Origin of the sequence: Streptomyces sp. NPDC002573 (assembly GCF_042889625.1) — a bacterium.
Taxonomy (GTDB): Bacteria; Actinomycetota; Actinomycetes; order Streptomycetales; family Streptomycetaceae; genus Streptomyces; species Streptomyces gibsoniae.
Genome location: NZ_JBIARC010000035.1, coordinates 42,822 through 55,744 on the forward strand (window position 1 = coordinate 42,822; position 12,923 = coordinate 55,744).

Sequence of the window (12,923 nt, forward strand, 5' to 3'; positions counted from 1 at the left end):
CTCTCGGGCTACGACCGGTTCCCGGCAACCTCATCCACGGGGGTGCCGGGGACCGGTCTCTTTTTGGGCGGGCGGGCGTGATGAAACCGGGACATCTTCGGGACATGGGTATCAGGAACTCGGGACAGCCGGACGGGTGATGATCTCCGGGTCCGTCGGAGCGGGAATTCGCAGCGTTTCCGCGGAGACGACCGCCGACCTCATCCGACCACCTGGGCCCCGGCCCAGTGGCACGCCACCTGTTCCCCGCTGCCGCCGTCGAGTATCTCCAGGTCCTGGCCCCGGCACGCGCCTGCGACACCGGCCTGCTCCGCCTCGCCGCTCGCCAGGACCTGGCAGCGCACGTGGAAGCGGCAGCCCGCGGGGATGCGGGAGGGGTCCGGGGGCTCCCCGGTCAGCACCACGGGTTCGCCCGGCGTCTCCGGCAGCACGGAGAGCAGGGCCCGGGTGTACGGATGCCGGGGCGCGGTCAGCACCTGTTCGACCGGGCCCGTCTCCACGATCCGGCCCAGGTACATCACCGCGACCCGGTCGGCGATGTTCCACGCCAGGCCCAGATCATGGGTCACCACCAGGGCGGCGAGGCCGAACTCGGTCCGCAGGCGCAGGAGCAGCGCGAGGATCTCACCGCGCACGGACGCGTCGAGCGAGGCCACCGGCTCGTCGGCGACGATGAGTTCGGGTTCCAGGACGAGCGCTCCCGCGATCACCACGCGCTGCCGCTGGCCGCCCGACAACTCGTGCGGATAGCGCAGGAAGAACCGTTCGGGCGGCCGCAGTCCCGCCTTGGCGAGGGCCTCGGCGACCGCCGCCCGTTCGTCCCCCGCGTACCCGTGGATCCGCAGCCCTTCGGCCACCGCGTCGTACACCGTGTGCCGCGGGTTCAGCGATCCGCTCGGGTCCTGGAGCACCAGTTGGACGCGTCTGCGGTAGGCCTTCAGAAACCGCGAGGTGTACTCCAGCGGCTTCCCGCCGAAGCCGATGTGCCCCGCGGTCGGCCGCACCAGGCCGAGCAGCGCCCGGGCCAGGGTCGTCTTGCCGCAGCCCGACTCGCCGACGAGCGCCACGATCTCCCCGGCCCGGATGTCGAGTTCGACGCCGTCCACGGCCCGGCTCGGCGGACCGCCGCGCCGCCCGGGAAAGGCCACGTGCAGTCCCCGTGCGCTGAGCAGGGGCGGTGGTGTCGTCATGCCGTGCTCCTCGTGTCCTCGGCCGCGGCCGCCGTGCCGGAGTCGGCGTCCGCCACGTGCACACAGGCCGCTCGCCGCTCCTGCCCCAGGTCCCGCAGCGCCTGGTCCTGGGTCGCGCACAGCTTTAGTGCCTCAGGACAGCGCGGATGGAAGGCGCAGCCGGAGGGCAGGGCGAACGGGTCCGGGGGGTCCCCGGCCAGTCCGCGCGGGGCGAACCGGGAGGCCGGGTCGCCGATGCGCGGGAACGCGGCCGACAGGGCCTTGCCATAGGGGTGGCGGGCGTTCTCGTAGACCGCCCTGGCGGCCCCCTCCTCCACCACGCGGCCCGCGTACATCACCGCGAGCCGGTCGCAGGTGTCGGCGAGCACGGCCAGATCGTGACTGATCATGATCAGGCCCACGTCCTGCTCGGCGACGAGGTCCCCGATCAGCCGCAGGATCTGTGCCTGGACCATCACGTCCAGGGCGGTGGTGGGTTCATCGGCGATGACCAGCCGGGGATCGCAGGCCAACGCCATGGCGATCATGACCCGTTGGCGCTGCCCGCCCGACAGTTCGTGCGGATACGCCGCTGCCCGCGCGGCCGGCAGGCCCACCTGCTCCAGCAGTTCCCCGGCCCGCCTTCTGGCCGCGGCCGCGGTGGTCTTCCGGTGCAGCAGGATCGGCTCGGCGATCTGGTCGCCGATCCGGTGCACGGCGTTGAGGGAGTGCATCGCGCCCTGGAAGACGATCGAGGCGCCCGCCCAGCGGACCGCCCGCACCCGTCCCCAGTGCATGGTGAGCACGTCCTCGCCGTCCAGCAGGACCTCCCCGGTGATCCGGGTGCCGGCCGGCAGCAGTCGGAGCAGTGCGAGCGCCAGCGAGGACTTGCCGCAGCCCGACTCGCCCGCGATGCCGAGCTTGCGGCCCGCGTCCAGCGACAGGTCCACGCGCCGCACCGCGGCCGCGCCGCCCGGGTAGGTCACCTCGAGGTTCCGGACTTCCAGCAGGGTCAACGTGCCACCCCCAGCCTGGGGTTGAGAACGGACTCCACCGCGCGGCCGCACAGGGTGAACGCCAGGGCGACCACGGCGATGGCGATGCCGGGCGGCACCAGGTACCACCAGTCCCCGGAGCTGACCGCGCCCGCCTCGCGGGCGTCCTGGAGCAGTCCGCCCCACGACACGACCGTGGGGTCGCCGAGACCGAGGAAGGCGAGCGTGGCCTCGGCGAGGATCGACGAGGAGATCATCAGGGTCGTCTGGGCCAGCACCAGCGGCATGACGTTGGGCAGCACATGGCGGACCATGATGTGCCCGTGCCCGCCGCCGAGCGCCCGGGCCCGTTCGATGTACGGCCGGGACTCCACCGCCAGTGTCTGCGCCCGCACCAGCCGGGCCGTGGTCGGCCAGGTGGTCACCCCGATCGCCAGGATCACGGTGCCGAGGGAGCGGGACATGACGGTGGCGAGCGCGATGGCGAGGACCAGGGTCGGCATCACCAGGAACCAGTCCGTGATGCGCATCATCACGGTGGCGTAGGCGCCGCGGAAGTGCCCGGCCGTGATCCCGGCCAGGGTGCCGATGGCCACGGACAGCACCGCCGCCAGCAGCCCGACCAGCAGCGACACCCGTGCGCCCCACACCAGCAGGCCCAGCAGATCGCGTCCGAACCGGTCGGCGCCGAGAAGGAGATGCCCGCTCGGCCCCTCAAGGGGGCGGCCCGGCGCCGCGGTCACGCTCGACACGTCCGAGCCGACCGTCAGCGGCGCGGTCACCGCGACCAGGGCGAACAGGACGAGGGTGGCCAGGCCGAGGACACCGGCGCGATGGGTGCGGTACTGCTGCCAGAACCGGACGGCGGAGTGCCGGCGGCGCTGCCAGGCGAGCGCCCGGACGCCGGGCCGGGCCGTCGGGGAAGTGGTCTCGGTCGTCATCGGCCCACCCGGGGGTCGAGCAGGGGATAGAGGAGGTCGGCCAGTGTGTTCATCACGATCACCGCCGCGGCGAAGACGAAGAACAGCCCCTGCACCAGGGGCAGATCGGGCACGCTCAGGGCCTGGTAGAAGAGTCCGCCGAGGCCGGGCCAGGAGAACACGGTCTCGACGAGGATCACACCGGCGACGGTCCGGCCGAGGTTGACGAAGATCAGCGTCACGGTCGGCAGCAGCGCGTTGGGTACGGCGTGCCTGCGTCGGACCAGGTCGTCCCGGAGGCCCTTGGCGCGCGCGGTGGTGAGGTAGTCGCTGCCCATCTCGTCGAGCAGCGCCGAGCGGGTGACGAGCAGGGTCTCCCCGTACTGCACCGCGATCAGCGTGAGCACCGGCAGTACGAGGTGGTGCGCGACGTCGACGGCGTGGGCGAGCCCCTCCTCGCCGCCCGATTCCATGCCTCCCGTGGGGAAGAGGCCGGGGACGGGTCCCGCGCCCACCGCGAACACGATGATGAGCAGCAGACCCAGCCAGAACGAGGGGACGGAGTAGAGGGTGAGCGCCAGTCCGGTGTTCAGCCGGTCGCCGATGCTTCCGTGGCGCCATGCCGACCGGGTGCCGAGGACGATGCCCAGGGCGCTGTACAGCACGAACGCGGTCCCGGTGAGCAGCAGGGTGTTCGGGAGCGCTTCGATGATCTTGTCGATGACGGGTGCCCTGAACTGGTACGAGGTGCCGAGGTCCCCCGTGAGCGCCTTGCCGCAGTAGTCCGTGAACTGCTGCCACATCGGCAGATCGAGGCCGAACTCCCTGCGGTAGACGGCCAGTTGCTGGGCCGACACCGGACGGCCGCCCGTCATGAACTTGACCGGGTCGCCGGGGATCAGCCGGAACAGGAAGAAGCCGGTGACGAGGACGGCCAGCAGGGAGACGACGGCGCCGGCCGCCTTCCCCGCCGCGTAGTGCAGATAGGCGGTTCCGCCGTGCGCCCGCGGGCCGCGGTCCGGCGGCGGGCCCGGGGGCGGGGCGTCCGGCCCGGCGGTGGGCGCGGACGCCGCTTCGGCGGTCATGAGGTTCCTGCCGGGCGGGGGACCGGTGCGGTGGGTCGGTTCATGGGCTACTCGCGGTCGTCTGCGGAGGCTCGGCGGCGCGTCGTGAGGAGGAGCCCGGCACCGCCGAGGAGCACGACACCCGCACAGATCCAGAGCACTATGCCGGTCGAGCTGTTGTCGGTTGTGCCACGGTGGGCGGCCGGAACCGCCGACCACCAACTCCAGTAGCCGTCCTGGCCGTAGATGTTGCCGCTCTTCTCCGGCATGGTGGTGATCGACTCGATCTGGTCCGTGCGGTAGGCCTCCATCGCGTTCGGATACGCCATGACGTTCATGTACCCGAGGTCGTACAGCCGTGCCTCCATCTGCTTGACGAGGTCCGCCCGTTTGACGGGGTCGTACTCCGCGAGCTGCTGCGCGTACAGCTCGTCGTACTTCTTGTCGCAGATGAAGTTGTCGGTCGCGCCGGTGTCCTTGGGGGTCGCGGGGAGTGCGGCGCAGGTGTGGATGGAGAGGACGAAGTCCGGGTCGGGGTTGACGGACCAGCCGTCGATCGCGAGGTCGTACTTGCCCGCGAGCCAGGGGTCGGTCACGTTGTCCAGGCAGTCGAGCGTCATCCCGATGCCCAGCTTGCCCCACCACTCCTTGAGGTACTGGCCGACCGCCTTGTCGTTCGGGTCGGTGGCGTGGCACAGCACGCGGTAGGTGAGCGGTTTGCCGTTCTTGCCCGTGCGCTTGCCGTCACCGTTGGTCCGGTAGCCCGCCTCGTCGAGGAGCTGGGCGGCCTTGGCCGGGTCGTAGGAGAGTTCCTGGGCCGCCGACGGCTTCCAGAAGTACGTGGAGAACCGAGGCGGTATGTACCCCTCGCCCTCGACCGCGTGGTCCTGGAAGACCTTGTCGAGGAGGGTGCTGCGGTCGACCGCCATGAACAGGGCGTGCCGTACGCGCTCGTCCAGCAGGGAGGGATCCCCGTCGCCGAACTTCTGGCCGTTCCTGGCCTGCGCGCCGGGGTTGGTGGCCAGTGCGTAGAAGCGGCGGCCCGGCGCCTCGTTCACCTTGATGTCCGACTGCCCGCGGAGCGCGGTGGTCTGCGCGGGCGTCAGACCGCTGACGAAGGACACCTCGCCCTTCTGCAGGGCCGCGACCGCCGCGTCACCGTCCTTGTAGTACTTGAAGACCAGCTCGTCGAACTTCGGAGCCCCGCGCCAGAAGGTCTTGTTGGGTTCGAGGCGCACATAGCTGTCGGCCTTGTAGCCGGTGAGCACGAACGGCCCGTCGCCGACGATGGGAAACGTCTTGTCGTTGGTGAACTTCGAGATGTCCTTGACCTTCTCCCAGATGTGCTTGGGGACGATCGGCACATCCAGCGCGGTCATCGTGGCCTGGGGCTTCTTCAGTTCGATGACCAGCTTGGTGGGGCTCGGCGCGGTGACCTTCGAGAAGTTCCCGACGAAGCTGCCGTTGGCGGTGGCGGCGCCCTCGTCGGTCATCATCTTCTGGAACGTCCAGGCCGCGTCCTCGGCGGTGACCTGCCGGCCGTCCGACCACTTGGCATCGGAGCGGATGGTGTACGTCCAGGTCAGCTTGTCCGGCGACGGCTTCCACGCGGTGGCCAGGCCCGGGACGGCGTGGGCGTCCCCGGGGTCGTAGTCGGTCAGGTACTCGTACATCAGCCGGTGGATGCTCGTGCTGACCAGACGTGTCGCGAGGAACGGGTTCAGCGAGTCGACGCTCTGCGCGACCGCCACGGTGAGGACCTTCTTCTGCTGCGCCTCGGCCCGCTGCGGCGCGGGAGCGAGGGTGGTCGCGAGGGCCGTCGCGAGTGTCAGGACGGCGGCCAGGACCCGGGGGACGCGAAGCCGTGGTCCGGCCGGGCGAGGGTGTTTGCTGTCGTGCAGTTCGTGCGTGCTCATCGATCGACCTCGCCTCATCGCTCGGGCAGGACGGCTTGCTGTACCGCTTGATCGAAATCGGTCGGCCTGGCGGGTGAAGGTGTGTCTATCAGCGGCCGTCTGCGTGCGTCAACGGCGCATGCACCCCTTCTGGCCTGCGGAAAAGCCGAGTTGACGCACGTGTGTGCGGTCATTGGTCCACACCGGTGAAGTCTCGCTGGTGGAGGCATGGCGCCGGAACTTCCCATGCCGTCGGCCCCCGGGCAGCACGACGCCCCGCCGGTGAAGTCCGGCGGGGCGGAGCGGGGAACCGATGTCCTCCGTGTACAGCGGTTCCCTCATGGGAAGGATCCGACGGACGTCATGCCCGTCGGGCCACCTGTCATCCGTACTGGATGCCCCACAGGTTGTTGTTGCGCTTGGCCGGCGCGATGATGCCCGTCTTCTTCCAGATCTTGTGCTTGACGCACTGCTGGCGGCCGTTGGGCTCCAGGTGGTACTTGGTGACGCTGAAGCCCTTGGCCTCGTGGTACATCATGAGGCGGCCCTTGGTCTTGCCCCTCTTGTTCTCGACCTTGGCCGAGTAGGTCCAGGTGTCGGACTTGGACCAGGTCTTGCCGACCGAGACGCTGAACGAGGTCGAGGCCTTGGCGAAGATGACGCCGGCCTCGGTGCCGAGCTGCACGGTGCCCGTGGCCGACCAGCTGCCCGTCTTGTTCTTGGCGTAGCTGATGGTCACGCCGGGTCTCGCCCAGTCGCTGTGGACGTTGGTCGGCTCCCACACCGTCTTCTTGTCACCGATGGTGTAGATGGGGTTGTCGTCGCACCTGACGCCCGCGGACGCCGTCGGAGCGGACATCGCCACGGCACCGGCACTGAGCAGCGCGGTCGACAGGACCGCACTCATGGCACGCTTCATGATCACCTTTCGGTGGAGGGAAGGGGTGACATGGCGTTCCGCCCGGCCCCCTTGTTCGATACACGACAGATCTTTCCAGCCAACTCGGCTGTGACGAAAGCTATTTGAGTGACGCTTGAGCTTCGTACCGTGACCGGCGGGCGGACGAGGGCATCCCCCGGAGGCGGGGTCGCGCACGGATGCCGCCAGACGGGGGACGGTCGGTCCGGACGGGTCGGGGGCTGCGTGCCTCGTCCGTTATGGGCCGGTAGTGGCCGATAGTGGATCAGTGCTCCGACGTCAGCGGCACGGCGCCGGTCGGAAGCGGTCGGTCACGAGGAGGCACCCCATGCGCGGAGCCAGGCACGCCGGATGGGCGATGGTGGCGGCCCTCTCGGTGGCGGCTTGCGGCGGGGGCGACGTGGAGGGTGGCCCCGGGGTGCTCAGCGCTTCCTGGAGCGACCCGCCGAACCCGCTGGAACCGGCCAACACCAACGAGGTGCAGGGCGGCAAGGTCCTCGACATGCTCTTCCGCGGGCTCAAGCGCTACAACCCGAGAACCGGCGCGGCCGAGAACATGCTCGCCGAGAAGATCGAGACCTCCGACTCGCAGAACTTCGCGGTCACCGTCAGGAACGGCTGGACGTTCAGCAACGGCGAGCCAGTCACCGCCAGGTCCTTCGTCGACGCCTGGAACTACGGCGCCGGCCTGAAGAACAACCAGAAGAACGCGTACTTCTTCGGATACATCGACGGCTACGACAAGGTGCACCCCGAGAACGGCACCCAGAGCGCCGACACCCTCTCCGGGCTCAGGGTGACCGGCCCCCGTACCTTCACCATCAGGCTCAGCCAGAAGTTCTCGACGTTCCCGGACACCCTCGGCTACTCGGCCTTCGCCCCGCTGCCCCGGGCGTTCTTCGACCACCACGCGGACTGGCTGAAGCAGCCCGTCGGCAACGGCCCGTACCTGGTCAAGTCCTACGCCAGGGGCTTCATGATGTCCCTGCGGAAGTGGGACCGCTATCCCGGACCGGACCCGGCGCGGAACAACGGCGTGGACCTGAAGGTCTACACGGACGGCAACACCGCCTACACCGATCTGCTGTCCGGCAACCTCGACCTCGTCGACGACGTGCCCGCCGCCCAGCTCAAGAACGTCAAGGCGGACCTTCAGGGCCGGTACATCAACACCCCGGCCGGCATCATCCAGACCCTCGCCTTCCCGTTCTACGACCCGCAGTGGAACAAGCCCGGCTCACAGAAGGTCCGCGCGGGCCTGTCCATGGCCATCAACCGCGACCAGATCACCCGCACGATCTTCCACGACACCCGCACCCCGGCCTCCGACTGGACCTCCCCGGTGCTCGGCGTCGAGGGCGGCTTCCAGGCGGGGCTGTGCGGCAGCGCCTGCACCTACGACCCCGCCCAGGCCAAGAAGCTGGTCCAGGAGGGCGGCGGACTGCCCGGCGGCCAGGTCAGGATCGCGTACAACGCGGACGCCGGTTCCCACGGGGAGTGGGTGGACGCCGTGTGCCACTCCATCGACAACGCCCTCGGCAACGACAAGGCGTGCGTCGGCAACCCGATCGGCACCTTCGCCGACTTCCGCAACCAGATCGGGCAGCACAAGATGCCGGGCCCGTTCCGGGCCGGCTGGCAGATGGACTACCCGCTCATCCAGAACTTCCTTCAGCCGCTCTACTACACGGGCGCCTCCTCGAACGACGGCAAGTGGTCCGACAAGCGCTTCGACAAGCTCGTCGACCAGGCGAACGCGGAGGCGGACCGGGCCCGAGCCGTGAAGCTGTTCCAGTCGGCCGAGGGGGTCGTACGGGACAACATGGCCGCCATCCCGCTCTGGTACCAGAACGGCAGCGCCGGCTATGCGCAGCGGCTGTCCCACGTGGCGCTCAACCCCTTCAGCGTCCCCGTCTACAACGAGATCAAGGTCGGCTGAGCCCCACGGCCACGCCCTACCCCCGGAGGCCCCATGGGACGGTATGTCATCCGGCGTCTGCTGCAGATGATCCCGGTCTTCCTCGGCGCCACCCTGCTGATCTTCCTGATGGTGAACGTGATGGGCGACCCCATCGCGGGCCTGTGCGGCGAGCGGCAGTGCGACCCCGCCACGGCGGCGCAGCTGCGCCGGGAGTTCGGCCTCGACAAGCCCGTGTGGCAGCAATACGCGACCTACATGGGCAATGTCTTCACCGGCGACTTCGGCACCGCCTTCAACGGGCAGCCGGTCACCGAGCTGATGGGGACGGCCTTCCCGGTCACCATCCGGCTGACCGTGGTCGCGATCGTCTTCGAGGTCCTGATCGGGATCGCGCTCGGCGTGGTCACCGGTATGCGCCGCGGGCGGCCTGTGGACACCTCGGTGCTGCTGCTCACCCTCGTCGTGATCTCGGTGCCGACCTTCGTCACCGGTCTGCTGCTCCAACTGCTGCTCGGGGTCAAGTGGGGCTGGGTCAGACCATCGGTCTCCCCCCTGGCACCCGTCGACGAGCTGATCGTTCCCGGCCTCGTCCTGGCCTCCGTCTCGCTCGCCTACGTCACCCGGCTGACCCGGACGTCCATCGCCGAGAACCGGCGGTCCGACTACGTCCGTACGGCCGTCGCCAAGGGACTGCCGCGCCGCCGGGTGATCACCCGGCATCTGCTGCGCAACTCGCTCATCCCCGTGGTCACCTTCATCGGCACCGACGTCGGCGCCCTGATGGGCGGAGCCATCGTCACCGAGCGGATCTTCAACATCCACGGCGTCGGCTACCAGCTCTACCAGGGCATCCTTCGCCACAACACCCAGACCGTCGTGGGCTTCGTGACCGTGCTGGTGCTGGTCTTCCTGGCCGCCAACCTGCTCGTCGACCTCCTGTACGCCGTACTCGACCCGAGGATCCGCTATGCCTGAGCAGCAGCCCTACGAGCCCGAGGGCGCCGTCGCGGGAACCGGGATGGGCGGCGCCATGGACCTCGCCGCGAGCGAGGCGACCACGCTGGAGCGGCCACCCGGCGCACCAGGGGGCGCGGGCCCCGCGGGCAAGCCACGGAGCCTGTGGTCCGACGCCTGGCGCGATCTGCGGCGCAACCCCGTCTTCCTCGCCTCCGCGCTGGTGATCCTCTTCCTCGTCCTGATCTCGCTCTGGCCGTCCCTGATCGCCCCCGGCAACCCCCTCCAGTGCGATCTGTCCAAGGCTCAGGAGGGCTCGCAGTCCGGGCATCCGTTCGGGTTCGACGGGCAGGGCTGCGACGTGTACACCCGGACCGTCCACGGCGCCCGTACCTCGGTCACGGTCGGTGTCTGCGCCACCCTCGGCGTCGCGCTCCTCGGCTCGGTCCTCGGCGGGCTGGCCGGGTTCTTCGGCGGGGGCTGGGACGCGATCCTCTCCCGCACCACCGACATCTTCTTCGCGATTCCCGTCGTGCTCGGCGGCTTGGTCCTGCTCTCGGTCGTGACCAGCAACTCCGTCTGGCCGGTCGTCGGGTTCATGGTGCTGCTCGGCTGGCCGCAGATCTCCCGCATCGCCCGCGGCTCGGTCATCACGGCCCGGCAGAACGACTACGTCCAGGCCGCCCGCGCGCTCGGCGCCTCCCCCGCCCGGATCCTGCTGCGGCACATCGCGCCCAACGCCGTCGCCCCGGTGATCGTCGTCGCGACCATCGCGCTCGGCACCTACATCGCGCTGGAGGCGACCCTGTCGTACCTCGGGGTGGGGCTGAGACCGCCCAGTGTGTCCTGGGGGATCGACATCTCCGCCGCCTCCCCCTACGTCCGCAACGCCCCGCACGCGCTGCTGTGGCCCTCCGGTGCCCTCGCGATCACCGTGCTCGCGTTCATCATGCTCGGCGACGCGGTCCGCGACGCCCTCGACCCCAAGCTGAGGTGAGCGCCGTCATGCTGCTCGAAGTGCGGGATCTGCACGTGGAGTTCCGGACCCGGGACGGCATCGCCCGGGCCGTGAACGGCGTCAGCTATCGCGTCGACGCGGGGGAGACCCTCGCGGTGCTCGGCGAGTCGGGCTCCGGGAAGTCCGTCACCGCGCAGGCCGTGATGGGCATCCTCGATGTGCCGCCCGGCCGGATCACCGGCGGCCAGGTCCTCTTCCGGGGGCAGGACCTGCTCGCCCTGAAGGAGGAGGAGCGCAGAAGGATCCGCGGCGCGGCCATGGCCATGATCTTCCAGGACGCGCTGTCCGCGCTCAATCCCGTGCTCACCGTCGGCGACCAGCTCGGCGAGATGTTCGTGGTGCACCGCGGGATGTCGCGGAGGGACGCCCGGGCCCGGGCCGTCGAACTGATGGAGAGGGTACGGATCCCGGCCGCCGCCCAGCGGGTGCGCGACTATCCGCACCAGTTCTCCGGCGGGATGCGCCAGCGCATCATGATCGCCATGGCGCTGGCGCTCGAACCGGCCCTGATCATCGCTGACGAGCCCACCACCGCCCTGGACGTCACCGTCCAGGCCCAGGTCATGGATCTGCTCGCGGAGCTGCAACGCGAGTACCGCATGGGCCTCGTCCTCATCACCCACGACCTCGGCGTGGTCGCGGACGTCGCCGACCGCATCGCCGTGATGTACGCGGGCCGGATCGTGGAGACCGCGCCCGTCCACGACCTCTACAAGGCGCCCGCCCATCCCTACACCCGGGGCCTGATCGACTCCATCCCGCGGCTGGACCGCAAGGGCCGGGAGCTGTACGCGATCAAGGGCCTGCCGCCGAACCTGATGGACATCCCGCCGGGCTGCGCCTTCCACCCCCGCTGCCCGCTGGCCCGGGACGTGTGCCTCACCGACGTGCCGCCGCTCCACGAGGTCTCCGCGGACCGCAGAAGCGCCTGCCACTTCTGGAGGGAGTGCCTGGATGGCCGGTCCTGAACCGATCCTGGAGGTGACCGGGCTGGTCAAGCACTATCCGCTCACCCGGGGGATCCTCTTCAAGAAGCAGATCGGCGCGGTCCGCGCCGTCGACGGCGTCGACTTCACCCTGGGCCGGGGCGAGACCCTCGGCATCGTCGGCGAGTCCGGCTGCGGCAAGTCGACGCTCGCCAGGATGCTGGTCACCCTGGAGCGGCCGACCTCCGGCGCGATCCGCTACCGGGGCGAGGACATCACCCGGCTGTCCGGGCGCGCCCTGAAGGCGGTGCGGCGCAACATCCAGATGGTCTTCCAGGACCCGTACACCTCCCTCAACCCCCGGATGACCGTGGGCGACATCATCGGGGAGCCGTACGAGATCCATCCCGAGGCCGCGCCCCGAGGGGACCGGCGCCGGCGGGTGCAGGAACTGCTGGACGTGGTGGGGCTCAACCCCGAGTACATCAACCGCTATCCCCACCAGTTCTCCGGCGGCCAGCGCCAGCGCATCGGCATCGCGCGGGCGCTGGCGCTGCGCCCGGAGATCGTCGTCGCCGACGAGCCGGTCTCCGCGCTCGACGTGTCCGTCCAGGCGCAGGTGGTCAACCTGCTCGAGCGGCTCCAGGGCGAGTTCGGGCTGTCGTACGTGTTCATCGCCCATGATCTGTCGGTGGTCCGGCACATCTCCGACCGGGTCGCGGTGATGTACCTCGGACGGATCGTGGAGACCGGCCGGGACACGGAGATCTACGAGCATCCCACGCACCCCTACACCCAGGCCCTGCTGTCCGCCGTGCCGGTGCCCGACCCGGAGGCACGGGAGCGCCGGGAGCGGATCATCCTCAGCGGCGATGTGCCCTCCCCGGCGGACATCCCCTCCGGCTGCCGCTTCCGCACCCGCTGCTGGAAGGCCCAGGAGCGGTGCGCCCTGGAGGTGCCGCCGCTCGCGGTCCCCGACCGGTTCCGGGCGGCGGGCGGACCGGCCGCGCACGACTCGGCCTGCCACTTCGCGGAGGAGAAGCGGGTGGTGCCGCCGGAGCAGGCGGACCGCAACCGGCCGCCCGCACAGCCTCCGGCGCAGGGGGACCAGCCGCACGAGGAACCCGCATAAGCACATGAAT

The 12,923-nt window shown here is 70.0% G+C and carries 11 protein-coding genes; 5 read left to right on the forward strand and 6 right to left on the reverse strand.

What is annotated here, in order from left to right; genetic code table 11:
* Positions 1-200: 200 nt before the first annotated feature.
* The 6 genes from ACFYX0_RS28810 to ACFYX0_RS28835 all read right to left on the reverse strand — a co-directional run bounded on the left by ACFYX0_RS28810 (position 201) and on the right by ACFYX0_RS28835 (position 6,962).
* Positions 201-1,190, reverse strand: a complete 990-nt coding sequence (locus ACFYX0_RS28810; RefSeq protein WP_388974325.1) for an oligopeptide/dipeptide ABC transporter ATP-binding protein — start codon at positions 1,188-1,190, stop codon at positions 201-203.
* A complete protein-coding gene (locus ACFYX0_RS28815; protein ID WP_388974327.1) occupies positions 1,187-2,185 on the reverse strand; it encodes an ABC transporter ATP-binding protein in 999 nt (332 codons plus the stop codon). The genes ACFYX0_RS28810 and ACFYX0_RS28815 overlap by 4 nt, the downstream gene beginning before the upstream one ends.
* Positions 2,182-3,105, reverse strand: coding sequence for an ABC transporter permease (locus ACFYX0_RS28820; protein ID WP_388974329.1), 924 nt, complete (start codon positions 3,103-3,105; stop codon positions 2,182-2,184). The genes ACFYX0_RS28815 and ACFYX0_RS28820 overlap by 4 nt, the downstream gene beginning before the upstream one ends.
* Positions 3,102-4,169 (reverse strand): ABC transporter permease, encoded by a 1,068-nt coding sequence (locus ACFYX0_RS28825; RefSeq protein WP_388974331.1) that lies wholly within the window; start codon positions 4,167-4,169, stop codon positions 3,102-3,104. Before ACFYX0_RS28825 ends, ACFYX0_RS28820 begins: the two co-directional genes overlap by 4 nt.
* Before the next feature lie 47 nt (positions 4,170-4,216).
* Positions 4,217-6,064, reverse strand: coding sequence for an ABC transporter substrate-binding protein (locus ACFYX0_RS28830; RefSeq protein WP_388974333.1), 1,848 nt, complete (start codon positions 6,062-6,064; stop codon positions 4,217-4,219).
* A gap of 361 nt (positions 6,065-6,425) precedes the next feature.
* Positions 6,426-6,962 carry a hypothetical protein gene (locus ACFYX0_RS28835; protein ID WP_355909775.1) on the reverse strand — a complete coding sequence of 179 codons (537 nt, stop codon included), beginning with the start codon at positions 6,960-6,962 and terminating at the stop codon, positions 6,426-6,428.
* Between the two features lie 328 nt (positions 6,963-7,290).
* Here ACFYX0_RS28835 and ACFYX0_RS28840 point away from each other — a divergent pair, with 328 nt between their 5' ends.
* Genes ACFYX0_RS28840 through ACFYX0_RS28860 form a run of 5 tightly spaced genes read left to right on the forward strand, consistent with a single transcriptional unit; the run spans position 7,291 to position 12,913 of the window.
* A complete protein-coding gene (locus ACFYX0_RS28840; RefSeq protein ID WP_355909778.1) occupies positions 7,291-8,901 on the forward strand; it encodes an ABC transporter substrate-binding protein in 1,611 nt (536 codons plus the stop codon).
* 33 nt (positions 8,902-8,934) lie between these two features.
* The gene (locus ACFYX0_RS28845; RefSeq protein ID WP_388974335.1) at positions 8,935-9,858 is read left to right on the forward strand and encodes an ABC transporter permease; all 924 of its coding nucleotides are present in this window, start codon (positions 8,935-8,937) and stop codon (positions 9,856-9,858) included.
* Complete coding sequence (locus ACFYX0_RS28850) at positions 9,851-10,834, forward strand: ABC transporter permease (RefSeq protein WP_355909784.1); 984 nt, start codon at positions 9,851-9,853, stop codon at positions 10,832-10,834. The genes ACFYX0_RS28845 and ACFYX0_RS28850 overlap by 8 nt, the downstream gene beginning before the upstream one ends.
* 8 nt (positions 10,835-10,842) lie before the next feature.
* Positions 10,843-11,823: an ABC transporter ATP-binding protein gene (locus ACFYX0_RS28855; RefSeq protein ID WP_388974337.1), complete on the forward strand. Its 981-nt coding sequence runs from the start codon at positions 10,843-10,845 to the stop codon at positions 11,821-11,823.
* Positions 11,810-12,913 (forward strand): ABC transporter ATP-binding protein, encoded by a 1,104-nt coding sequence (locus ACFYX0_RS28860; protein WP_388974339.1) that lies wholly within the window; start codon positions 11,810-11,812, stop codon positions 12,911-12,913. The genes ACFYX0_RS28855 and ACFYX0_RS28860 overlap by 14 nt, the downstream gene beginning before the upstream one ends.
* Positions 12,914-12,923: the final 10 nt, after the last annotated feature.